General features: G+C 40.6%; 19 protein-coding genes. 7 read left to right on the top strand and 12 right to left on the bottom strand.

Translation table 11 applies throughout. The features are described 5' to 3' along the window. Positions 1-3: 3 nt before the first annotated feature. From GO621_RS13395 to GO621_RS13375, 5 genes are all read left to right on the top strand, one after another. Positions 4-2,637, top strand: a complete 2,634-nt coding sequence (locus tag GO621_RS13395; RefSeq protein ID WP_157567872.1) for a glycosyl hydrolase 115 family protein — start codon at positions 4-6, stop codon at positions 2,635-2,637. A gap of 152 nt (positions 2,638-2,789) precedes the next feature. Next, on the top strand, positions 2,790-3,377 hold the full coding sequence (locus GO621_RS13390; RefSeq protein WP_157567870.1) for a TetR/AcrR family transcriptional regulator: 588 nt from the start codon (positions 2,790-2,792) through the stop codon (positions 3,375-3,377). Between the two features lie 60 nt (positions 3,378-3,437). Next, on the top strand, positions 3,438-4,625 hold the full coding sequence (locus tag GO621_RS13385) for an efflux RND transporter periplasmic adaptor subunit (RefSeq protein WP_157567868.1): 1,188 nt from the start codon (positions 3,438-3,440) through the stop codon (positions 4,623-4,625). Positions 4,626-4,643: 18 nt separating this feature from the next. Then, a complete protein-coding gene (locus GO621_RS13380) occupies positions 4,644-7,802 on the top strand; it encodes an efflux RND transporter permease subunit (RefSeq protein ID WP_157567866.1) in 3,159 nt (1,052 codons plus the stop codon). A 42-nt stretch (positions 7,803-7,844) separates the two neighbouring features. Further along, entirely contained in the window at positions 7,845-9,251 is a 1,407-nt protein-coding gene (locus GO621_RS13375) for an efflux transporter outer membrane subunit (RefSeq protein WP_157567864.1), read from the top strand. Between the two features lie 236 nt (positions 9,252-9,487). On the opposite strand, the gene GO621_RS13370 is transcribed toward GO621_RS13375, so the two are convergent. The 11 genes from GO621_RS13370 to coxB all read right to left on the bottom strand — a co-directional run bounded on the left by GO621_RS13370 (position 9,488) and on the right by coxB (position 20,230). After that, positions 9,488-9,961 carry an ankyrin repeat domain-containing protein gene (locus GO621_RS13370; RefSeq protein WP_157567862.1) on the bottom strand — a complete coding sequence of 158 codons (474 nt, stop codon included), beginning with the start codon at positions 9,959-9,961 and terminating at the stop codon, positions 9,488-9,490. Between the two features lie 103 nt (positions 9,962-10,064). Continuing rightward, positions 10,065-11,678, bottom strand: coding sequence for a catalase (locus GO621_RS13365; RefSeq protein ID WP_157567860.1), 1,614 nt, complete (start codon positions 11,676-11,678; stop codon positions 10,065-10,067). A gap of 303 nt (positions 11,679-11,981) precedes the next feature. After that, positions 11,982-13,181, bottom strand: coding sequence for a family 1 glycosylhydrolase (locus GO621_RS13360; protein WP_157567858.1), 1,200 nt, complete (start codon positions 13,179-13,181; stop codon positions 11,982-11,984). Between the two features lie 19 nt (positions 13,182-13,200). Next, positions 13,201-13,929 carry an SDR family NAD(P)-dependent oxidoreductase gene (locus GO621_RS13355; protein WP_157567856.1) on the bottom strand — a complete coding sequence of 243 codons (729 nt, stop codon included), beginning with the start codon at positions 13,927-13,929 and terminating at the stop codon, positions 13,201-13,203. Between the two features lie 180 nt (positions 13,930-14,109). After that, positions 14,110-15,501 carry a cytochrome b N-terminal domain-containing protein gene (locus GO621_RS13350; RefSeq protein ID WP_157567854.1) on the bottom strand — a complete coding sequence of 464 codons (1,392 nt, stop codon included), beginning with the start codon at positions 15,499-15,501 and terminating at the stop codon, positions 14,110-14,112. Between the two features lie 9 nt (positions 15,502-15,510). Continuing rightward, positions 15,511-16,017, bottom strand: a complete 507-nt coding sequence (locus GO621_RS13345) for a QcrA and Rieske domain-containing protein (protein WP_157567852.1) — start codon at positions 16,015-16,017, stop codon at positions 15,511-15,513. Further along, on the bottom strand, positions 16,010-16,234 hold the full coding sequence (locus tag GO621_RS13340) for a hypothetical protein (RefSeq protein ID WP_157567850.1): 225 nt from the start codon (positions 16,232-16,234) through the stop codon (positions 16,010-16,012). Before GO621_RS13340 ends, GO621_RS13345 begins: the two co-directional genes overlap by 8 nt. After that, positions 16,227-17,048 (bottom strand): cytochrome c oxidase assembly protein, encoded by an 822-nt coding sequence (locus GO621_RS13335; RefSeq protein WP_198170243.1) that lies wholly within the window; start codon positions 17,046-17,048, stop codon positions 16,227-16,229. Before GO621_RS13335 ends, GO621_RS13340 begins: the two co-directional genes overlap by 8 nt. Before the next feature lie 8 nt (positions 17,049-17,056). Continuing rightward, positions 17,057-17,608 (bottom strand): cytochrome c oxidase subunit 3, encoded by a 552-nt coding sequence (locus tag GO621_RS13330; RefSeq protein WP_157567835.1) that lies wholly within the window; start codon positions 17,606-17,608, stop codon positions 17,057-17,059. Continuing rightward, positions 17,598-19,277 carry a cytochrome c oxidase subunit I gene (gene ctaD / locus GO621_RS13325; protein ID WP_157567833.1) on the bottom strand — a complete coding sequence of 560 codons (1,680 nt, stop codon included), beginning with the start codon at positions 19,275-19,277 and terminating at the stop codon, positions 17,598-17,600. The genes GO621_RS13330 and ctaD overlap by 11 nt, the downstream gene beginning before the upstream one ends. Next, positions 19,277-20,230 (bottom strand): cytochrome c oxidase subunit II, encoded by a 954-nt coding sequence (gene coxB, locus GO621_RS13320; RefSeq protein ID WP_157567831.1) that lies wholly within the window; start codon positions 20,228-20,230, stop codon positions 19,277-19,279. Before coxB ends, ctaD begins: the two co-directional genes overlap by 1 nt. A 382-nt stretch (positions 20,231-20,612) precedes the next feature. Between coxB and GO621_RS19420 the strand changes: the two genes are divergently transcribed. Both GO621_RS19420 and GO621_RS13315 read left to right on the top strand, forming a co-directional pair. Beyond that, on the top strand, positions 20,613-20,837 hold the full coding sequence (locus GO621_RS19420; protein WP_198170242.1) for a transposase: 225 nt from the start codon (positions 20,613-20,615) through the stop codon (positions 20,835-20,837). Beyond that, on the top strand, positions 20,807-21,367 hold the full coding sequence (locus GO621_RS13315) for an IS5 family transposase (protein WP_198170241.1): 561 nt from the start codon (positions 20,807-20,809) through the stop codon (positions 21,365-21,367). The genes GO621_RS19420 and GO621_RS13315 overlap by 31 nt, the downstream gene beginning before the upstream one ends. A gap of 744 nt (positions 21,368-22,111) precedes the next feature. On the opposite strand, the gene GO621_RS13310 is transcribed toward GO621_RS13315, so the two are convergent. Continuing rightward, on the bottom strand, positions 22,112-23,281 hold the full coding sequence (locus GO621_RS13310) for a tetratricopeptide repeat protein (protein WP_157567829.1): 1,170 nt from the start codon (positions 23,279-23,281) through the stop codon (positions 22,112-22,114). Position 23,282 lies beyond the last annotated feature (1 nt).

Raw genomic sequence — 23,282 nt, 5'->3', positions numbered from 1 at the left:
TTCATGAAAAAATCTTTTCAACAACATTCTCCTGCAAACCAAAAGCGCGTAGCTTTTATAAGCCATGCTTCTTTTACCGGCATATTTTTAGTGTTGCTGTTTTTTATCATCAATCAAAATGCTTATGCCAATATCGGTGATGACCTTTATGTTTCCTCTAAAAAAGTAACCGGTTCTTTTACGCTTTCCGCAGCAGGAAAATCCGCCGCTATTAACGTTAGTGAAACTGATTTTCCAGGTGTCATCCGCGCAGCAAAAGACCTGCAAAAAGATGTTGCTGCCGTAACAGGTGCTCAACCTGATTTCTCCACTAAAAAACCATCGGTAAAAGAAGTAGTACTGATTGGGACGATCGGAAAAAGCCCGGTAATTGATGGTTTAATCCAGCAGAAAAAACTGAATGTAGCCGGAATAAAAGGTAAATGGGAAACTTTTTTAATACAAGTGGTAGAAAAACCAATGCCGGGCGTTGACCATGCTTTGGTAATTGCAGGAAGCGATAAACGCGGGACTATTTTCGGCATTTATGATGTTTCCGGCCAGATCGGTGTTTCGCCCTGGTATTATTGGGCCGATGTTCCGGTAAAAAAACAGAAAGAATTGTACGTCATTGCCGGACGGCACACACAAGGAACGCCTGCTGTAAAATATCGCGGTATTTTTATTAACGATGAAGCGCCTGCTTTTTCCGGTTGGACGAAAGCAAAGTTTGGCGGCGTGAACCACGAAATGTATGCGCACATGTTCGAGCTGATACTTCGTTTAAAAGGCAATTATTTGTGGCCGGCCATGTGGGGAAATGCTTTTAATGATGATGATCCGCTTAACCGTAAAACGGCTGATGATTATGGCGTGGTGATGGGAACCTCGCACCACGAACCGATGGACCGTGCGCAAACGGAGTGGAAGCGTTACGGAAAAGGGGAGTGGAACTACCAGCATAACGGCGAAGTCTTGCGTGATTTCTGGAAAAAAGGGATCCAGAACATGGGAAATGCAGAAACGATAGTTACCGTTGGTATGCGCGGCGATGGCGATATGCCGATGGAAGAAGGCAGCAACATTAAACTGTTGGAACAAATTGTTGCCGACCAACGCAAAATTATTGCTGATGTTACCGGCAAAAAACCGGAGCAAACGCCGCAAATGTGGGCTTTGTACAAAGAAGTGCAGGATTATTACGATAAAGGCATGCGCGTTCCGGACGATGTAACGCTTCTTTTATGCGATGATAATTGGGGAAATATCAGGAAATTACCAAAACCCGGCGAAGCCAAAAGGAGCGGAGGTTATGGCATTTATTATCACTTTGATTATGTTGGCGGACCGAGAAATTATAAATGGCTCAACACCAACCCGATCAGCAAAACTTGGGAGCAGATGCACCTGGCAAACGAATACGGTGCCAACCAGGTTTGGATTGTAAATGTGGGCGATTTAAAACCAATGGAATTCCCGATTTCTTTTTTCCTGGATTACGCCTGGAACCCTAAAAAAATAGGGGCAGACCAATTGCAGGAATACACAAAAGACTGGGCGGCAAAACAATTCGGGCCGCAGTATGCAACAGAAATAGCAGCTATTATTTCGAAATACAGCAAATATAATGGTCGGAGGAAGCCGGAATTGTTAGATCAAAACACGTACAGCTTAACTAACTATCATGAATTTGAAACTGTTGTTGCTGATTATAATAAGCTGAAAGATCAGGCAGAACAGCTGGACAAAAAAATCCCTGCTGCTTATAAAGATGCTTATTACGAACTGGTTTTACATCCTGTTTTAGCGTGTGCCAACTTAAACGAAATGTATTTAGAAGCTGCCAAGAATAAGTATTATGCAACAATTCATAATGCTACTGCCGCTAATGCAGCAGCCGATAAGGTTAAAGCACTGTTTGATAAAGATCAGCAGATATCGAATTATTATAACGATACGCTTGCCAACGGTAAATGGAGCCACATGATGGACCAAACGCATATTGGTTATACTTACTGGCAGGAACCGCGGATAAACAAAATGCCTTCTGTTACCAGGCTTAATCCCGATAGTGCAAAAAACACCACTTTATTGCCTGCAACGAGCAACGGGCACACGGAAAAGGTAAACGGGACTTCTTCTGACAAAGATGGCTATATAGCTATTGAAGCAGAGCATTTTAGCAGGGCCAAAAATGGGGCTAATATTGGATGGAAGGTAATACCTGATTATGGAAACACGTTGTCAGGAGTAACGCCATGGCCTGTTACCGCTCTGCGGGTTAAACCTGGATCAAATATGCCATGTTTAGAGTACGATGTCAGTTTAAAAGATACCGGCACTGTAGCAGTTACTACTTTTGTATCGCCTACATTAGACTTTCGTAACAAAGATGGCTTGTATTATGCAGTATCTATTGATAATGAACAGCCACAATTGGTTAATATTGCTACTAAAGTAGATAGCCGGGAGTGGGCAGCTGCTGTAAGTGATAATGTGCGGAAGCTGGTTACCAAACACCATATTTCACAGCCGGGTAAGCATGTGCTTAAATACTGGATGGTGGACCCGGCAGTTGTTGTACAAAAATTAGTTTTAGATTTTGGCGGAGTAAAACCAAGCTATTTAGGCCCGCCGGAAAATTGGAGGGTAAAATAGCTCAATTTTTAACCGATAAAAGAAGCAAGGCTTCTGCACAGTATTGAGTGCAGAAGCCTTTTTTGTAATACCTGAATCATAAAAATCAGATTTAAGCCCGGTTTAAAACTTTTATTAATACTTTTGTTTAACAAAAATGTTAAACACTAAAAATGAGTGTGCGCGATAATAAAACTGAGCAATTAATTAAAGATACCGCTAAACGTATTTTTTTTGCGGAAGGTAAGCTACATGCTACCACGCAGGAAATTGCGGATGCTGCCGGGATCAACAGAACATTACTGCATTATTATTTCCGTTCGCGAGATATTTTATTTAAACAGGTTTTTGAAGAAGCGATGCTAACTATACGGGCGCGAATGGATGAGATCTTTGAATCGGGAGAACTTTTTAAAGAAAAAATTGAAAAGCTGATAGCTGTTTTTTTGCAGGAAGCCATTCTGTACCCATACCGCGAAATATTTGTAATTACAGAACTGAACAGCAACAGCAAAGCTGTGCCTATGGTTAGCGAACAACAAAAAATGCAGTTTTTTTTGAACCAGATAGAAGAAGAAATGAAGGCTGGAAACATAAAAAAAATGGACCCGAGGCATTTTGTGATGAACTTATTTGCTTTAATGGCTTATCCGCTTATAGCTGCTTCGCTCAACAAAAACATTTTTAATTTAAATAATGATGACTATTTAGCGTTGATGCACGAACGCAAGGCAGTTATCCTGCAAACCATTTACTCTTGATTTTTACCCGATAAAAGAAGCATTTACAAACGAATTCCAAATTTCCACCAATAAAATTACATGAAAAACCCAAAGCTATACCAGTTGGTATTCCATAAACAATTCATTTTTCTGGTTGCTGTTTTCCTGCTGGCCGCTTCCTGCAAAAATAAGGGCGATAAAAACAGTATGGCCGCCGCTGCAGATCAGCCAAAAGATTATACAGTATTGGAATTAAGTCCGCGAAAGGCTGTTTTAAATACTGATTTTCCGGCCAGTATCCAGGGACAGCAAAACATAGAGATCAGGCCTAAAATTGATGGTTATGTAGAAAAGATTTATGTTGATGAAGGTTCAATTGTTAAAAAAGGGCAGTTGCTTTTCAGCATCAGCGCACCACAATATGAAGAGGATGTACGCACCGCCGAGGCCGGGATTTTAACCGCACAAGCTGATGTAAGTTCGGCAAAAATGGAGGTTGAGAAAGTAAAGCCATTGGTAGATAAAAATATCATCAGTCATTATGAATTGGAATCGGCACAATATACTTTACAATCCAAACAAGCTTTGCTGTCACAGGCAAAAGCAACTTTATCTAATGCGCGCATCAATTTAGGTTATACGCGTATCAGCAGTCCGGTTTCCGGCATAATTGGTTCTCTTCCTTATAAATTAGGAAGTTTGGTTAGCGGCACCACCACAGATCCGCTTACCACGGTTTACAATACAGGTAACGTATTTGCTTATTTTTCTGTGAACGAGAAACAGCTGCTCAACTTTACCCGGAACAGCAAGGGCAATACGTTTGAAGAAAAAATTCAAAGTATGCCAAAAGTATCTTTGCTACTATCAGACGGGAGCAAATATGCTTACGAAGGGAAAATAGAAACAGTAAACGGATTAATTAATTCGGCAACAGGTTCTGCTGATACACGTGCTGTTTTTATCAACCCAAAAGGCCTGATCCGTAGTGGAAGCAGTGCAACGGTACGTATTCCCTTAACGCTCGATTCTGCCATTTTGGTTCCGCAAAGTGCAACTTATGAATTACAGGACAAGCGATTTGTAAATGTGCTGGATAAAGGCAACAAGGTTAAAAGTGTGGCCATTGAAGTGATGCAGAACACACCCGGACAGTTTTATGTAGTACAAACCGGTTTATCTAAAGGTGATAAAATTATACTTGAAGGTGCCGGAACTTTAAAAGAAGGCACACAGGTCAAGCCAAAAGAAGCTGATGAAAATAGTATCTATCAGGATTTAAAATAATCCTACAAAACTCAAAAAATGCTTAAACGATTTATAGAACGGCCGGTACTTTCTACCGTAATTTCCATTCTCCTGGTTATTCTGGGTTTATTGGGATTGCTTGCCCTGCCGATTTCGCAATATCCCGATATTGCACCGCCTACAGTACAAGTTTCTGCCAGTTATAACGGTGCCAATGCAGATGTAGTGCTTAAAAGTGTGATCATTCCATTGGAGGAACAGATTAACGGTGTGGAAAACATGACTTACATGACATCTACCGCAACCAATGACGGAGGTGCCAGTATCAATATTTTTTTCAAAGTAGGGACCAATCCCGATCTTGCCTCTGTAAACGTACAAAACCGGGTGTCGCGTGCAACCAGCCTTTTACCTGCAGAAGTTACAACAGCAGGTGTTACGGTATCTAAAAGCCAAAGCAGTAATTTACTGATTTTCTCTTTATACAGTGATAACAAAGCTTACGACCAGACTTTCTTACAGAATTACGCTAAGATTAATCTTGTTCCGCAGATACAACGCGTTACCGGCGTAGGAAATGCGAATGTTTTTGGTTCTAAAGATTACTCCATGCGCATCTGGCTAAAACCGGATTTAATGGAACAATATAGCTTAGTTCCCAGCGATATCAGTGATGCCTTGGCCGAACAAAATATTGAAGCAGCACCGGGTAAATTCGGAGAAAACAGCGATCAGTCTTTCCAATATGTGATCAAATACACGGGTAAACTGGTTACCGTTACGCAGTTTGAAAACATCGTGATTAAATCTGCAGGTAAATCGCAAATTTTACGGCTAAAAGATGTAGCCCGTGTAGAATTGGGTGCATTAAATTATTCCAACAATATCCAAACGGATGGTTTACCGGCAGTTGGTGTAGCAATAAGTCAAACAGCAGGTTCTAATGCACGGGATGTGATTGCAGAATCTAAAAAAATTATTGAAGCAGCTTCCAAAACATTTCCGGAAGGTGTAAAATATACCTATTTGGTGGATGCAAACCAGTTTCTAAGTGCTTCTATTGAAAAGGTTGTCCATACGTTGATCGAAGCTTTTATTCTGGTTTTTATTGTAGTTTTTATTTTCTTACAGGATTTTCGTTCCACTTTAATTCCGGCAATTGCAGTTCCGGTTGCCATTGTAGGTACGTTCTTCTTTTTAAACCTGTTCGGCTTCACCATCAATTTACTTACACTTTTTGCTTTGGTGCTGGCTATCGGAATAGTGGTGGATGATGCCATTGTGGTGGTAGAAGCCGTACACGCCAAGCTGGATAAAGGCTATAAATCTGCCAGAAAAGCCAGTATTGATGCCATGAGTGAAATATCAGGGGCAATTGTTTCAATCACCCTGGTAATGGCCGCTGTTTTTATCCCGGTAACTTTTATCAGCGGTTCTACCGGTGTTTTTTACAAGCAATTTGGTGTAACGCTGGCAGTTGCCATTATTTTATCAGCTATCAACGCATTAACGCTTAGTCCGGCTTTATGTGCTTTATTGTTGAAACCGCATGATCAGGAACATGAAAAAACAGGACTTTTAAACCGTTTCTATACCAGTTTTAATACAGCTTTTGATACTGTAACGCACAAATATAAGCGTTCGGTCAACTTTTTGGCTGGTAAAAAATGGCTTGCACTATTAGGTATTGCGCTGTTTGCAGGCGGGTTATTTTACCTGATGAAAACCACGCCATCCAGCTTTGTACCCAGTGAAGATCAGGGAACTGTTTTTGCAAATATCAGTTTGCCACCGGCTTCTTCTATGGAACGTACAACTGTAGTAGCTAAACAAATAGACAGTATTGCACATACTATTCCTTCCGTTGCCCATACTTTACGTATTGTCGGCCAGAATTTTGTTGCCGGTTCTGGCAGTGCTTATGCCATGGTTATCATGAAATTGAAACCCTGGGACGAGCGCCCGGATGAAGATATCCAAAGCGTAATCAAAAAACTATTTATTAAAACCAGTGGCATACGTACGGCAAGTATTTTCTTTATCTCTCCGCCAACCATTCAGGGTTTTGGTGCAAGTAGTGGCTTTGAATTTCAGTTGCAGGATAAAGGCGGGCATACCACGGATGAATTTTATAAAGTCAGTACAGATTTTTTAGCAGAATTAGGCAAACAACCAGCCATCCAATATGCCACTACTTCTTTTAACCCTAATTTTCCGCAGTATCAAATCAATGTAAACGTAGCCAAATGTAAGGAAGCAGGCGTTTCGGTTAGTTCTGTTTTAAGTACCATGCAAGGTTATTACGGCGGTTTATACGCCTCCAACTTTAACCAGTTTGGTAAGCAATACCGTGTAATGGTGCAGGCAGATTATCAGTACCGGGCAAACGAACAGGGCTTAAACAAAATCTTTGTGCGTAATGCAGCCGGGGCGATGGCACCGATCACCGAATTTATAACGCTAAAAAGAGTATTCGGGCCAGAATCTATTTCCAGGTTTAACCTTTTTTCTTCCATTTCTGTTACCGGTGCGCCCAATGCTAATTTTAGTTCTGGCGATGCTATTGCAGCCATTCAAAAAGTAGCAGCCGAAAAACTTCCTTCGGGTTACGGTTACGAGTTTTCGGGTTTAACCCGGGAAGAACTAACTTCCGGAAGCCAATCATCCTACATCTTTATTTTATGTCTGGTGTTCGTTTATTTTTTATTGAGTGCGCAGTACGAAAGCTATATTTTACCTTTTGCCGTGTTGCTTTCACTGCCGATCGGTTTGTTCGGGACTTACTTTTTTGCCACGCTGATGGGCATCGACAGTAATATTTATTTACAGATCTCCCTGATCATGCTGATTGGTTTGCTTGCTAAAAATGCTATCCTGATTGTGGAGTTTGCTTTGGAAAGAAGACGGGCTGGTATGGATTTGTTGCAAGCTGCCATTGAAGGTGCAGAAGCTCGTTTACGCCCAATTTTGATGACTTCCTTCGCCTTTGTTTTTGGCTTGATGCCATTGATTTTTTCTACCGGCGCCGGTGCTTTGGGTAATAAATCTATCGGGACCGGTGCGGTTGGCGGTATGCTTGTCGGTACTGTTTTTGGCGTGTTTTTTATCCCGGTACTGTTCATTATTTTTCAGCATTTGCAGGAAAAAATCAGCGGTGTACCTCGGCCAGAACCTGAAGAAACAGATGAACAATTAGAAGAAGCGGCTAAATACTGATCAACAGCAAAGAACAGATCAACAATTTTCAAAAAGTATAAAATGAATTTCCTATATAAAAAACAGCTTGTTTTCTTTTTCGGATTGATAAGTGTACTGGCATCCTGCAAGATCACAAAGTCTTACAAAGCGCCAGATCTCAATACCAAAAACCTGTTCCGCGATCAGCTCACAACAGATACTGCAACTTTAGCAAACAAAAAATGGCAGTCGTTATTTGCTGATACTATTTTAACCGGATTGATAGAGGAGGGGTTGAACAGAAACCTGAACCTGCAGACGGCCATTCAGCAAATGGTTGCAGCGGAAGCCACTTTACGACAAAGCAAAGCTGCTTTTTTGCCAACTTTAGATGCTTCTGCCGGTGTTACCAGAAGCAAATCATCCCTGGCAAGCTTAAATTATCCAGCGGGCATTTCCATTAACACCTTAACAACCAGCTATCAGGCAGCATTAAACACTTCCTGGGAAGCAGATATTTGGGGGAAACTGCGAAGTGCAAAGCGTGCTGCATTGGCCGGTTATTTAAGTACTGATGCTGCAAAAAGAGCCGTTCAAACGCAACTGATCGCTGATATTGCCAACAGTTATTTCAATTTACTGGCTTTAGACAGGCAGCTTGAAATTACCGAGCAAACGTTACAAATCCGGATTAAAGATGTAGAAACGATGAAGGTGCTGAAAGAAGGCGCCGTGGTTACCGGAGCGGCTGTGGTACAAAGCGAAGCAAACCGTTATGCGGCCGAAGTTTCTATTCCGGATTTGAAGCAAAGTATCCGCGAAGCAGAAAACGCTTTAAACATTTTGCTGGCCAGGGCACCAGGGCCGATACGCAGGGAAAAGCTGGCCGACCAGCGGCCAATTGCTGACTTGCAAACCGGGGTTCCGTTGCAATTATTGGTAAACCGGCCGGATGTGCAGCAGGCAGAATATAATTTTCGGAGCGCTTTTGAAAATACCAATCTGGCCCGGACTTATTTTTATCCGGCTTTAACGGTTACGGCTTCTGGCGGTTTATCTTCCTTACAACTGAAAAACTTTTTTGATAATTCTATTTTTTACAATTTAGCCGGTGGCTTAACGCAACCTATCTTTAATCAGGGCATCAATAAAGCACGATTGATTACAGCGAAGGCACAGCAGCAGGAAGCTTTAAATAATTTTCAGCTGCAATTGTTAACGGCAGGGCAGGAGGTTTCAAATGCTTTATATGCTTATCAAACAGCAGTAGAAAAACAGGAAACACGCAGCAAACAGCTGGACGCTTTGCAAAAAGCAGTGGATTATACAGAAGAGTTATTGCGTTACAGCTCTGCCACCAATTATACAGATGTTTTAACCTCTGAGCAAAGTTTATTAGCGGCACAATTAAGTTCAATTAATGACCGGTTGCAGCAGTTGCAGGCAGGCGTAAATTTATACCGTGCTTTGGGCGGAGGCTGGAAATAAGCAGGATTAAATTAGGGTTTTACAGGAAATAATACTGTTTTTACATACTAAATTTTATGTTGAAACAGAGCTTGGCCGGATGAGGTTAAATTTAAAAACCGGTTTGAAAAAACATATTGTCAATAATTCTGATACTTCTTTTATCACCTAAAAATGGTTAACAGTTTTACCAAACACCAATTTTTGGGTGATAAAAGAAGCATTGCCTCTAAACGCTTACCAATATTTTGTATAAATCAATACTGCTCAAAAATTTCTAAAGCCTCCACATTGCCTTGCTGTACGGCCAGGTCTGCTGCTGTTAACCCGCGGCTTTCCCTAATTTCTTTGTCTGCGCCATGTTCCAATACTATTTTTACCAGTTTATTTCTGCCAAACATAGTAGCGAACATCAAAGCTGTACCACCGTTTCCGTGCTGTAAATTCAAATCTGCCCCGTTTGCAATCAATAATTCGGCTATTTCGGGGTAACCTTTAAAACACACGCCCATTAAGGCTGTATTTCCGCCAAAATCCTGGGCGTTTACATCAGCTTTAGCTTCCAGCAAAACCTTTGCTGCTTCTAACTGCTCATTGTAACAGGCGATGATTAAAGGTGTGTAGCCTCTTTCGTCCTGAAAATTTACGTCTGCATCTTGCCGGATTAAATCTTTTAGCACGGCAATATTTCCGGTACGGGCAGCATCAAGAAGTTGCGTGTTGATATTCATGAATAAAAAAATAGGGTTTAGGGTAAATATAAACTGGTTATAAAAAAACGATACTGTTTTTAGTGTGCTAAAAACAGTATCGTTATCAAAAGGACCAACCCTATTAATAGGGCCTGGCTTCTGTAGATTCTTCTTCGGCCTGTTTTACAGCTTCGTCTGTGTGCGCAGAACCAATAGGGCTTCCGGCATGATCAGTACCTTTAAATTGCTTTAAACCTGCTGCAACACGTTGTCCATAATCGGCGTCACATTGCGTGAAAAGTTCGATCATTTTATCCTGAATATGTTGTTTAACAGGAGCGAGGGTACTCACCAGGTTTTTAATCAGGTCTTCTCTTTCCCAATCTTCAAAATTCCGGTACGTTTCTCCCGCCTGGCTAAAGTTATTCTGCCGGCTGATTTTTTCCCTTACCAATTTCGCATTGTACAGTGGCGTATAGTCTTTACCAGATTTTGGTGCTTCTTTTACGCCACCTAAAGTTGATGGTTCGTAATTAACATGGGCATTAATACCAGTTGATAAATCCTGATGGTAAGCCATTTGTCCGTCGCGTTGGTTGGTCACTGCTTTTTGTCGGGGCGCATTAATTGGCAATTGCAGATAGTTTGTTCCAACCCGGTAACGTTGTGTATCAGAATAAGAAAAGGTTCGGCCTTGCAGCATTTTATCGTCAGAAAACTCCAGTCCGTCAACCAGAACACCTGTTCCAAATGCAGCTTGCTCTACTTCAGCAAAATAATTTACAGGATTACGGTTCAAGGTCATTTTGCCAACCGGCAACCATGGAAACTGTTCTTTCGGCCAGATCTTAGTATCATCCAAAGGATCGAAATCCAGTTCCGGGTGTTCGTCGTCACTTAAAATCTGAACATTTAGTTCCCATTGCGGAAATTCACCTTTTTCAATGGCATCGTACAAATCCTGGGTAGCATGGTTAAAGTTTTTGCCCTGGATTTCTTCCGCCATTTCCTGCGTTAAATTTTTGATGCCCTGCAATGGTTCCCAATGGTATTTTACCAAAACTGCTACGCCAGCTTCATTAACCCATTTATAGGTATTTACACCAGAACCTTGCATCTGCCGGTAATTTGCCGGGATCCCCCAAGGGGAAAACAGGAAAGTAATCATTTGCATGGCTTCAGGCGTATTGCTGATAAAATCAAAAATACGTTCTCCATCCTGGCGGTTAGTAACAGGATCTGGTTTAAAAGCATGTACCAGATCAGGGAATTTCATGGCATCACGTATAAAAAATACTTTTAAGTTGTTTCCAACCAAATCCCAATTGCCTTCTTCGGTGTACATTTTTACGGCAAAACCACGTGGGTCGCGCAAGGTTTCCGGCGAATGCCCACCATGGATCACACTGGAAAAGCGGACAAATAAAGGCGTTTCTTTGCCTTTTTCCTGCAAAAATTTAGCGCGGGTATATTTTGCAATTGGTTCATTTCCAACTGTTCCATAAGCTTCAAAAATGCCATGGGCACCGGCACCGCGTGCATGTACAACACGTTCTGGAATACGCTCTCGGTCGAAATGAGAAATTTTTTCCAGAAAATGATAATTTTCTAAAGTTGCCGGACCGCGGTTACCAATGGTCCGTAAGTTCTGGTTATCATAAACCGGATGACCTTGCCTGGTAGTCAGAAGATTGTTTTCTTCGGAGGAATCTGTGGCAGCAGCGCTTGCCAACGGATTTTTTTTCGGATCAATCATAGCTTAGTTTTTTAGTTACTACAAATTTATTACACTGTAGTTTAAAAAACTATTCAATAAGCTCTTATACTGATATTTATTATCTATCCAGTATAGATAAAACCTATAATTATTAATCATCCTTAATCAGTAATTCCTATACTTTTAACACATATTAAGCGTCTTATAATAATTATTATGTTAAGTATAATATTATCTAAATATATTATCAGTTTGAATTTAAAGGTATAATCTAAGCTTGCGGGCAAGAAATATTTTGATGTATAATAAAACTAAGGGCCGGATCAAGATAGAAAGTACCTTCTATAAATACATTTTCAAACCAAAATTTTCTTTTTTCAGTACAGGCCTCCATAGTGCAATTAAATGTTTGTAAGCTTTTCCTACCGGCCGGATATTTCGGTCAAGGTCATACAAGCCCAACGGATTAACGTTACCGGCATCGTTACGCAGTGCAGAATCCCAATCCACCTGATCAAGCAGGCTAAACCAGGTAAAACCCACGATTGGAAAACCATCCTGTTTAAAACGGTAAATGTTTGCCCATTCCTTTTTTAACCAATCCACTGAGCCGGGTTTGCTAATGTTGGTTTCGGTATGCATGACCGGAAGCCGGTAACGGTCATAATACTGTTGAGTAATCACATAATATCCAAAGATTTCTCCGGAAGCAGAAGTGCTACCGTCTGCATGTACCATGTGTTCGTTACTTGCATAATAATCATTCCCCATAATACACTTGGTCCTGATTACCTTATTGTCCATAAACCACTTGTATTCCTTGGCAGTCATTCCGTTAGCCAAAAGGTACAAGTACATATCAACACTTACCGAATGGCCGTAAGAAAGATCTAATGAAAGGAAGCGTTTCTGATTCAGAAAATCAGCTGTTTCACGGCAATCCGGTTCTTCCACGTGAAAATATTCTGATGATTCGCTCTGAATAAAAGTAGCTTTAGGCTGAACCTCTGAAATAGCGTTCATAGCCAGTACATTTGCTTTGCATAGGTTTTTCAATGCAGTTACAAAAGCTTTGTCGCTGCTTAAACACTCATTCCACCAGCCATACTGAGCGGAGAACATGGCACAAACAAAAATTTCGTTAATTGGCGTATAAAATAAATGGTCTGGATAACGTTGCGCAAATGCTTTGGCGTATTCGCCGAAGTGGACAGGCCAGTCGGTATTTTGAAAATCACCGATCCAATCCGGCACGCCAAAATGACAAAGATCAATAATAGGTTTTATGGATAGGTTATTTAGTTCTTTTAAAGTTTCATCTGCAATACTCCAATCATATTTTCCGGCACCTAAGTGAGTGGAATAATACGGAGGCCCATAACGCAAAAACTCAATCCCCATCTCTTTTACCAGGCCAAAATCTTCCTTCCAGCGACCGTAATGACCGGTTTTTTTCATTTCATCTATGCGTACTTTTTTCCCGTTTACTATTATGGTTGGATAGCTGTTTTCGATGCCAGTGGCAAAAATAAATTTGTTCATGGGGTAATGTTTCTAAAATTTATAAAATGTCAAGCCGGCCACCATCGGCTACCAAAGTAGTGCCGTTAATAAATTTTGCTTCGTCTGATGCCATAAAACAAATAGCTGCGGCAAGGTCTTCGGGCTGGCCAACTTCACCTGTAATTTTTTCATCCCCGTCTTTAACTTCCGGGTTTGCCCATAACATCGGCGTGTTGACAGCGCCAGGCGCAACGCAATTAAAGCGTGCCTGTTCTGCTTTATACTCGCGGCTTAACCCCCTGGTAAATGCTTCTATTCCTCCTTTACTGGCAGCATAAGGCAAAACGGTTGGCTTTGTTTGAAAAGCATGAACCGAGCTTACATTTACCACGGCACCGTTTTTCATGTGCGGAAGGCAGAATTTGCAGAATACAAACACCGAACGGAGGTTCACACCCTGCACCTTGTCCCAGTCTTCGATAGATAAGTCAACAATTTTTTTAAAGGTCATCATTGCAGCGTCGTTAACAACTACATCTACCCTATTGTATTTATCTACCACCGTTTGTACACATTTTTCAATTTGTTCGGGCACGCCAACATCTACCATAACAAACATGGCCGAGCCACCATTCTTGGTGATGGTACCTACGGTATCGTTCCCGCTTTTGCTGTCGCGGTCGATTACAATTACGGTCCCACCCTCTTTTCCCATTTGGATACAGGTGGCACGGCCAATTCCGGAACCTCCGCCGGTTACCAGGCAAATTTTATTACTAAATCTCATTGTTGTTTATTTTTAAGTGTTTTTGATATAGTTTCGATGCTTCTTTTATCAGTAAAAAAATGTAAGTGTTTGATCTTAATTGATTAATAGGAACAAATACCAATTTTTATAAGGTAAAAGAAGCATTGGCTTTATGCTGATGCAATTGTGATATTCTTAACCTACTCTCGCCACTGGGTTCTATTTTCTGCTTTGTAAAAATACAACTACCTCCGTTAGTTCTTTTTTATTAAGTATCCCGCCGTAAGCAGGCATGTTGCCCCCGCCATTTACAATCCGGATAATCATATCCCCTTTAGACAGCCGCTGCGCTATTTGAGAAAGGTCTGGCCCTTTTATTCCGCCCTGATTATTGATCTTATGACAGTATAAACATCCTTTGTTATAGAACAAGGCCGCACCCGCATTAATTTCGGTATCGGAGGATTGTATATTTGCTGTTGTTAATGGTTTGGCTTCAAAGCGTGGCGACCAGGGTGCTTTTTCTCCAAGTAGAAACAGTGTAAAAACAAATATGATCACGCATGCTGAGCCAAAAACCGCCCAAGGCCGCCTGATGGGATGACGTTCGCCTTTGTTGCTTACAAAAGGCAATGCCAGCAAAATCAGGATTGTAAGCATTGGCCCGATAATGATCATGTAGGATTCAATCCTGGCAGGCATCAAGGCAAACAAAGAAAAAATGGAAAGCATGTACCAATCCGGTGTGGGCGTAGTATTCAAGTGCGCCGGATTTGGTGGCGTGGTTAATTCAGGCGGACCAAAAACAATTGCAAGAATTATAATTGTAATAATGGTTCCGACCCCAAAAACAACATCACGCCAGGCGGCATAAGGCCAAAAAGGAATGCCTTTGTCCTTCAGCATATCCTGGTACCATTTGCGATAAGTTTTTGGATCAACTAACCTTCCCACTTTTGGCGGTTCTGAAATCCCGTTCCGGATAACCAGCATGAGATGATATCCAACAAATAAGAAAATGATTGCCGGAATAATGAATACATGATAAGAGTAAAACCTGCTCAAACTATGTCCGTTAATCGTATTTCCGCCAAGTAATAAGCGTGCGGCAAATTTACCGATGAAGGGCAATCTTCCTAATTGTTCTGCTGCTACGACAGAAGACCATACGCCGTTAGAATCCCAGCGTAATAACTGGCCTGTAAACCCCATGGCGATTGTAAGGAAAAATAGTAATACACCGCTGATCCATGCCATTTCGCGCGGATATTTGTAGGCTGCAGTAAGATATACCCGGATCATGTGGATACTCACCATAATAATCATCATCGAAGCACCGAAATAATGCATCCCGCGCAATATATTTCCAAATGCTGCCCGGTGGGTAATAAACTGTAAAGATTGATAAGCCTCAGCCGATGATGGTTGATAAAGTAAGGACAAGGCAACCCCGGTTACGACTTGTAACACCAGGCAAAACAACGTGGCACTGCCAAATACATAGCTCCATTTAGCGCCTGGCGGTACCAGATGCTTTAAAAGCGGCGAAAATATTTCTGTAAAGCCGCTGCGGTCATCAATCCAATACCAAATCTTTTTTAATGTTTTCATACCGAACTGTTAAGCGCTGATGCTGGTAATAGGTATGGGAGAAGTTTGTATTTCAACAGTATTGTTAGAAATTCTTGTTGGATACTGCACTAAAGCTTTTGGCGGAGGGCCTGCTGCAACCGAGCCATCTTTATAATAAACACCGCCGTGGCAAGGGCACATAAACAAACTTGCTTCTGCCTCCCACCTTACCGGGCAACCTAAATGGGTGCAATTAGCCGAAAATGCAGTAAACTTATCTACTGCATCGCGCCTGAGCCAGGCCGCCGTATGCGAAGTAATGCCAGACCATTTTTCTGCATCTGCGTTTTCGAAGGTAACGAGTTTTGTGGCACCGATATCAAAGCCATCCAGTTCGCCAACTTTACGCCAAAACTTTGGGGTTTTTTCGATCAAAGGTGCAAACAAAGCACTAAAAACCGGCACTCCGGCTATTACCGCGGCCAAAGCACCTAAACCAAGACTAAGTTTGACTAAAAAGCCCCTCCGCTTTTCGTCTGTTGATTCTTTATTCATGTCTTAATATATTTATCCAGCCTGCCAATGCCGTTATAAAAATCAAGATACCGGCTGTCAGGATTACCCATGTAGTAAGCATTCCCCAAAACATAAACGTAAGCCCCATTACCAGAAAAAACGGCCAGTAAGTAGGTTTTGGCAACACTTCTGGTTTTGCCTTTTCCCAATCTGCTTCGGGTGTTATTTTGGTTTGCTGATTCGCTATTTCATTCATGATGTACAGTGGTTTTAAGATCAATACTTTTTTCATTTGAATAACTGGTATTGGCAAACCATCGCTGTAACAAATAAATACAACCAGTTAGATAGACAAAGCAGCAGGGAACCCACATAATTAGTCCGGCTGCCTGTTGATCGGTAATTTGGGAAATGTTCCAGGGATTGCTCCCAGCCATTCCCGACAATCCATTATCATAATGATGATAGGTAGTAAGAGGTGCGAAAGTAATAAGCAGCCCAAGTAAAGAACAGCTTACGCAGGCAGTGAAAAGATAGACAATACCAGCAAGCGGGTGAACGTGCAGCTTTTTGTCTGGGCCCAAAATTGGCCAGCTAAAAACAGCACCGGCAAAAAGCATACTGCCAGCATGTATAAGCGGAACTATACTTGTTACTTTGTTCATAGCAACAAACGAAGCATCAAAAATGGCAGGAATGTGCCAAAACCACATGACCAGAACGCCGGTCAACCAAGCTATCCAGCTATATTTACTTAATATTTTTGAGAATGCAGATATCCCATTTTCAAAAGGATCAAGACATTTATCAGGTATGCTGAGAACTAATAGCGGGCCGCACATCAGCAGAAGTACAATATGCGATATCATGTGTGCAAAGAAATAATAGTGCATGCCTAAAAAATGCAAAGGTGAGCACTCGGCAAGCAGGAACAGAAGAATGGCTAAAGTGAAGCAAAGGTTATTATTTGTTCGTTTGAAACCGGAAATTCTATAATATAATAATATTAAACCCGCTAAAAACAGTACAACAAAAAGGTTGAAGTGCCATTGGTAAATAATCGGTTTCATCTCCATAGCTATATAAAATGAGGTGTAACATAAACCAAAAGAAATACAAAAGCCCAAACGATATCCACAAAATGCCAGTACATGCCTACGGTACTGATTATTGAAGATGCTGAATTGTTATAATCACCCGCAAAAGCCAGGCAAGTAATGATACCGATAACAATCAGGCCTATAAAAACATGTAAGCCATGAAAACCAGTAAGGGTAAAAAAACTAGTGCCAAAAGAACTACTGCTGATGCTGACGTTTTCGTGCAGTAGCTTGCTATATTCCCTGGCTTGTCCTAATAGAAAAATAATACCTAAGATTAAAGTAAATATTAACCAGAACTTTAAACGTTTGATATCATTTTTTCTGTAATTCACTTCGGCCCTCCAGTAAGTAAAACTGCTTGAAAAAAGCATGATACTAAATACACCTGTAGTTTTAATATCCAGATGATGCAACAACTGGGTTTTAAAACCAGTTCCAAAAGAAAAATAAACGAAAGCCATGATCAGCGATACAAAAAACATCGCTTCTGTGCCGATTACCAGCTTCATCATTAATTTATTTCCCATATTTATTTGGCTTTTTCCAGTCAGCGTCTTCCGGCCTTTTATAATCACGGTAAGGCCTTGTACTTTTTACAGGCATAACTCGATCGAAATTTTTTAATTCAGGGGGTGAAGAAGTCATCCACTCCAGCGTATTTGCATCCCATGGATCAGCAGCAGCTTTATCCCCACTTCTGATTCCTTTTACTATAATATAAATTAACAAGCCAACCGCGATAGCCATTAAAAAACCACCGACTGTTGAAATGAGGTTTAGAATTGCCCAGCCCGGTAGGTTTGGGTAAGTGTATACTCGCCGTGGCATTCCCATTGCGCCAAGTGCATGCTGTACCAGAAAGGTAAGGTTAAATCCGGCTACAAACAGCCAGAAAAACCAGCGGCTCAACTGTTCATCAAGCATTTTTCCGCTGATTTTTGGAAACCAGTAGAACAAGCCTGAAAACAGCCCGAAAAGGCTTCCTCCTATAAAAACATAATGTAAATGCGCTACTACATAGTAAGTATCTGTGAGCTGCCAATCAATAGGTACGATGGCAAAAGACACACCGCTTAAACCACCGATGGTAAACTCGACCAGAAAAGCAATAGCAAAAAGCATCGAAACTTTGAAACGAATGGCACCTCCGTACATGGTAGCAAGCCAGTTAAATATCTTGACACCTGTAGGAACGCCGATTAACAAACTGCTGGCGGCAAAAAAATTATTGACTGTATTGCCTAAACCAGTGGCAAACATGTGATGCACCCAAACGCCAAATGCCAGTAAAGCAATGGCCACTCCAGACCCTATTACAAATGCATAACCAAATATAGGTTTGCGGCTATATACCGGAAATACCTCCGAGAAGATCCCGAAGATGGGCAGGATAAGGATATATACCTCAGGGTGGCCAAAAAGCCAGAACAGATGCTGCCATAAAATGGCAGATCCACCGCTGGCTGAACTGAAAAAGTGCGCGTGAAGCTGCCTGTCGAGCAAAAGCATAATCAGCGCAGCATTGAGTGAAGGAAAAGCAGCAAGCACTAAAAAAGAATTAATCAGGATCATCCAAACAAAAAGAGGCATTTGTTTGAGGCTCATCGATCCAATCCTGAATTTCAAAATGGTAACAACAAAGTTTACAGAAGCCGAAACTGTTCCGATTCCTGAAAGCAACAAACCGAAGCAGTAGTAATCAATACCCGGAGAAGATGAATAATTGTATTGATTGAGCGGCGCATAATTAAACCACCCTGCATCGGGCGCTCCTCCTGCCAAAAAACTAAAATAAAGTAATATTCCTCCAAAAAAAGTAGCCCAAAAGCTAAAGGCGTTCAGCCTTGGAAAAGCCATATCATTAGCCCCGATCATTAATGGCAGCAGGTAGGTAGCAAAACCAAATATTGCAGGTGTAAGCACAAAAAATATCATGGTTGTGCCGTGCATTGTAAACAGTTGATTATACGCTTCAGGCGAAAGTAAGTGGTTGTTAGGAACAGCTAACTGTAGGCGTACCACTAAAACTTCAAGTCCGCCGATAACAAGAAACAATACGGATAACCACAGGTACATGATGCCGATCTGTTTATGATCCACAGAAGATATCCATTGCAAAACGCCCTGACTACTGCTAATACTTAAATCAGGCAAAGCTTGCTCGGGTTCGGGTACTTGTAAGTAATTCTCTTCCATTACTTTAGTTGTGCAAGGTAAGCAGTAAGTGCACGGATACTGTCCTGCCCGAAAATAAAACGTGGCATATGTGCCCCTGGTTTTACTTTTTGGGGATCAGTCAGCCACCTGTATAAATTTTCAGGCGTATTGTCTAACATTCCTGCAAGCATTGTTTTCCGGCTGCCAAAATGGGTAAGGTTTGGGCCTTGCAAACCGGCAGCCCCGGTACCGTTTATGCTATGGCAACTACTACAAGAAGCGTAAGTAAACAATGCCTGGCCTGCTGTAACCAAAGAATCATTTGGCTGCTTTTCATCTGCCTGGTTTGCATCCAGCCAGTGCTGATAATCAGTTGGTAGTTGCGCTACTACCCGGATACGCATCCAGGCATGCTGCTGCCCGCAGAATTCACTGCATGCGCCTTCGTAAATTCCCGGTTTATTTATGGTTACCCACAAATAATTATTTATTCCGGGTATCATGTCCATCTTTCCACCTAAAGCAGGAACCCACCAATCGTGTATTACATCTGTAGAATTCAACTGTAGTAGCAACCTTCTTCCAACCGGTAAGTGAATTTCGTTTGCAGCAATAACTTTTGATTTTGAGTAACGTGCTTCCCACCACCACTGATGTCCCGTAATGGTTAAATCAGGAATTGCTGTGCCTCTTGCAGGTAATACAGCACTCATAGTAGTTAAAGACCAGAAAAAAAATACAATCACTAATACCATCGGCACACCAACCATTAATATTTCAAGCCTGCGATTGCCAGTAATTTGTTTGGGTTCAGATATACTGTTTTTAGCACGATATTTTATAGGAATATATATGGCAAGCAATGCCACCAGTAACATCATAGCTGAAGATGCCCAAATAAAACCTATGGTTAATGAACGGATTTTTTCCGCTTGAGGAGAAGCAGCATCAAATATGGATTGTGCTGTGAATAAAAGAAGATCTTTTGCCATTTCAGGACCTGTTTAAATTCGTATCAAAAAAACTGATGCTTCTTTTAGCACTATAAAATTTGAATTTGACACTGTTCGGTATAAAAAACAAATGGCAAATGCAAATTTTTAGGTGATAAAAGAAGCATGTCAATCATCCTGAACAAAATTTAAACAGGCTTGCAGGGAAGTAAAAATTATAATGTAGCATCGGCTTGAAAACTTAACAGAAGTACAGATATATTTAAAAAAAACAATCATTTAGGGAAAATAGTTTTTATACTAACGATATTTATTTTATATAAAAGTAAGAAACTGTTTAAAAATGTGATGTTAAAAAAGCTATAAAGGGCATTACGAAAAGTCTGATAAAAATCCTTGGTTTGAGTTACGACAACAAACCATGAAATCTCAAAATTTAAGTGATGCCCAGTGGCAAAAGATAGAAAAATATTTAACAGGTACAAAGCGGATTAGGAAACATACCTTGCGGGAGGATATTGACGCTGTGTTTTATGTTTTAAAGACCGGCTGTCAGTGGAGGCTGTTACCTTCCTGCTATCCTAAATGGGAACTGGTCTATTACTATTTTTCAAAATGGCGGACAACGATGATTTATTGCACATAAACGATATGTTAAGGGAAGATGTCCGCAGAAAGGATAAGCGCAATAGCCAGTGCTCGGCCGTAATTATAGATAGCCAGTCTGTTAAAACAACGCGCAAAGGTGGTTTTAGTGGCACTGACGGAAACAAGAAGATCAAAGGGCGCAAGCGCCATATAACAGTAGATACAATGGGGAACATTGTAAATAATATCGTCCATCCTGCAAACTTTCATGACAGTAAGGCTGCGTACTTAGTTATTAAAGACTTGAGGGAAAACCAACATGGAATAAAAGTCATCTATGCAGATGGTGGCTATAAAGGAGAACTGATCGGTAACACGAAGAAGGAATTCGGTTATGAAATAATTATATCACCTAAAATAAAAGACGAAGCCAAAGGAAAGGTAAGCCCGAAACGATGGGTTGTGGAAAGGACTTTTTCCTGGCTGGAAAACTTTAGACGGCTAAGCAAAGACTTCGAGTTCCTGCTCCAGTCCAGCCAGGCAATGATTTATTTGGCCTCCATAAAATTATTACTCAACAAAATTTAAACAGTTTCTAATGGTTGCAATTTAAATTTGATCCTTAGGCATACTCAGGTTTGGTGCCCATGCTTCTTTTACCGGGTAAAATTGGTGTTTACATTTAATCACTAAAGACCTATAATGTTTTCAAAACCTTATAGGTCTTTAGTGATTAACCGGGTAAAAACTGGTGTTTGTATTTAATCGATCAAAAAAACAATGGTTAACATTTTTAGGTGATAAAAAAAGCACCGGCCTCTAAAAACAAAACCTGACGACCAACATTTATAGGCGATAAAAGAAGCATCGAACCCCAAAAAAAGAGGGCCAGAAAAAAAAGTTTAAACAACTTCTTTATATAAAAGTAAGGATATTCTCAATAGTTATACTTATTTGAGTTTTAATTTTATCCCTATTCTTTTTCTTCAAATTTCAGTTTATGGCGCAGGCGATATAAGAGTATGCAACCTGCTTTAAAATTTTTCACTTGAAATTCAGGCAATTTCTATCCTTTTTTGGATACAGAATATAAAAAATAAAATTTACACGCATCAAAGAAGCATGGCATCCATTAGATGAAGCTGGGAGATGAATTTATCATTCACACAAGCCTTGATGATTTTTAGGCGATAAAAGAAGCATCGCTAATAATTAGAATATAGTTTAAACAGCTTTTAAGTAAATTTTCACATTTTAGATTTCGATCGTAAACAACAAGGGCCGGCTTTATCAGCCAGCTCTTTTGTTGTCAAAAAAAAATTATCTCAACCGTTATTTTTTAAGTGCATCAATCCTTTTTTGAACAGCTGCTGCTTTGGCATCTTCTTTTTTGCCGATATAAACTGTTTTCAAATTGTTTAATGCATCAACTGATGTTGGGTTAACTTCTGTTGCTTTTAAAATATACGGTTCAGCCTTTGTAAACATTGCATTTGATTTTGCAATTGCTGCCAGATATTCTTTTTGTTTGTTAGCCGGAAGTTTATTGGCGCTATTAAAAATATCAATTGCCGGGCTCATAATCACAAAACCCATATTCAGGTTTGCTTCAAAATAATTAGGATCAATATCTAAGGCTTTTTGGTAATACTCTTGGGCTTTAGCATAATCTTTTGCTGAAGAATAAGTTAAACCAGCATAATAATACAAAGCTTTGTTTTTCGGATCATTTGCAATAGCTGTTTCAAGCTTTTGGGTTACTTCTTTTTTGTTTCCTGCCTGGATATTTAATTCAATTTCGCGTTTTGCCAATTCTGCATTTTTAGGATACTTTTTAGTTGCTTCATCCATCACTTTAATGGCAGAAGCCGTATCTTTTTTCTGCAGGTATAGCGTAACTAAATCCTGGTAAACCCCTAAACTTTTAGAATATTTGGTAGTAACCAATTTTTTGTAATTGCTGATGGCTGCATCATTGTTCTTAGCATTAGCTGCTGCTAAACCAGTATATAAAATAGCGTTGGTATCTTCGGGAAAAGACTGGCGGTAATTGTCAAAAGCAGTATAAGCTAAGTCATATTTTCCGCTCTGGTAATCCTTCACCCCTTTATTTAACTGATAATTGGCAATTTGTATTTTAGCATCATCGATCAGTTTTTTGTTTTCGCCTTTTGTGTCTGCATCCTGTGCTTTTTTATAAGCATCTTGGGCAGTAGTTATTAAATTCTCTCTTGATTGCTGCGTAGTATCATTAGCCAAAGAGCCATAAATAGCTGCTTTTAAGGCATAAGTTTGTGGTAATTGTGCTGTTTTGTCGTTTGCAGCAGCTTTGTCTATAGATTCTTTTGCTGTGCCTAAACTTGTTTGTGCAATTTTACCGGTCCTAACAACTGTGTATTTGTCGTATTCGGTTTTTGCTGTTGCAAGTTCTGATTTCTGCGCCATGGCAGTTGTAGAAACTACAAGTGTAAATACACTTGCTATTACATACTTTGTTTTCATG

It is taken from the genome of Mucilaginibacter arboris (genome assembly GCF_009754915.1).
GTDB classification, from domain to species: domain Bacteria; phylum Bacteroidota; class Bacteroidia; order Sphingobacteriales; family Sphingobacteriaceae; genus Mucilaginibacter_A; species Mucilaginibacter_A arboris.
This window is presented reverse-complemented; position numbering and strand designations above follow the sequence as displayed.

Bases quoted from the DNA above. Each gene is read 5' to 3' on its own strand.
- GO621_RS13395 (WP_157567872.1), top strand. From the start codon at position 4: ATGAAAAAATCTTTTCAACAACATTCTCCTGCAAACCAAAAGCGCGTA.
- GO621_RS13390 (WP_157567870.1), top strand. From the start codon at position 2,790: ATGAGTGTGCGCGATAATAAAACTGAGCAATTAATTAAAGATACCGCT.
- GO621_RS13385 (WP_157567868.1), top strand. From the start codon at position 3,438: ATGAAAAACCCAAAGCTATACCAGTTGGTATTCCATAAACAATTCATT.
- GO621_RS13380 (WP_157567866.1), top strand. From the start codon at position 4,644: ATGCTTAAACGATTTATAGAACGGCCGGTACTTTCTACCGTAATTTCC.
- GO621_RS13375 (WP_157567864.1), top strand. From the start codon at position 7,845: ATGAATTTCCTATATAAAAAACAGCTTGTTTTCTTTTTCGGATTGATA.
- GO621_RS13370 (WP_157567862.1), bottom strand. From the start codon at position 9,961: ATGAATATCAACACGCAACTTCTTGATGCTGCCCGTACCGGAAATATT.
- GO621_RS13365 (WP_157567860.1), bottom strand. From the start codon at position 11,678: ATGATTGATCCGAAAAAAAATCCGTTGGCAAGCGCTGCTGCCACAGAT.
- GO621_RS13360 (WP_157567858.1), bottom strand. From the start codon at position 13,181: ATGAACAAATTTATTTTTGCCACTGGCATCGAAAACAGCTATCCAACC.
- GO621_RS13355 (WP_157567856.1), bottom strand. From the start codon at position 13,929: ATGAGATTTAGTAATAAAATTTGCCTGGTAACCGGCGGAGGTTCCGGA.
- GO621_RS13350 (WP_157567854.1), bottom strand. From the start codon at position 15,501: ATGAAAACATTAAAAAAGATTTGGTATTGGATTGATGACCGCAGCGGC.
- GO621_RS13345 (WP_157567852.1), bottom strand. From the start codon at position 16,017: ATGAATAAAGAATCAACAGACGAAAAGCGGAGGGGCTTTTTAGTCAAA.
- GO621_RS13340 (WP_157567850.1), bottom strand. From the start codon at position 16,234: ATGAATGAAATAGCGAATCAGCAAACCAAAATAACACCCGAAGCAGAT.
- GO621_RS13335 (WP_198170243.1), bottom strand. From the start codon at position 17,048: ATGAAACCGATTATTTACCAATGGCACTTCAACCTTTTTGTTGTACTG.
- GO621_RS13330 (WP_157567835.1), bottom strand. From the start codon at position 17,608: ATGGGAAATAAATTAATGATGAAGCTGGTAATCGGCACAGAAGCGATG.
- ctaD (WP_157567833.1), bottom strand. From the start codon at position 19,277: ATGGAAGAGAATTACTTACAAGTACCCGAACCCGAGCAAGCTTTGCCT.
- coxB (WP_157567831.1), bottom strand. From the start codon at position 20,230: ATGGCAAAAGATCTTCTTTTATTCACAGCACAATCCATATTTGATGCT.
- GO621_RS19420 (WP_198170242.1), top strand. From the start codon at position 20,613: ATGAAATCTCAAAATTTAAGTGATGCCCAGTGGCAAAAGATAGAAAAA.
- GO621_RS13315 (WP_198170241.1), top strand. From the start codon at position 20,807: ATGGCGGACAACGATGATTTATTGCACATAAACGATATGTTAAGGGAA.
- GO621_RS13310 (WP_157567829.1), bottom strand. From the start codon at position 23,281: ATGAAAACAAAGTATGTAATAGCAAGTGTATTTACACTTGTAGTTTCT.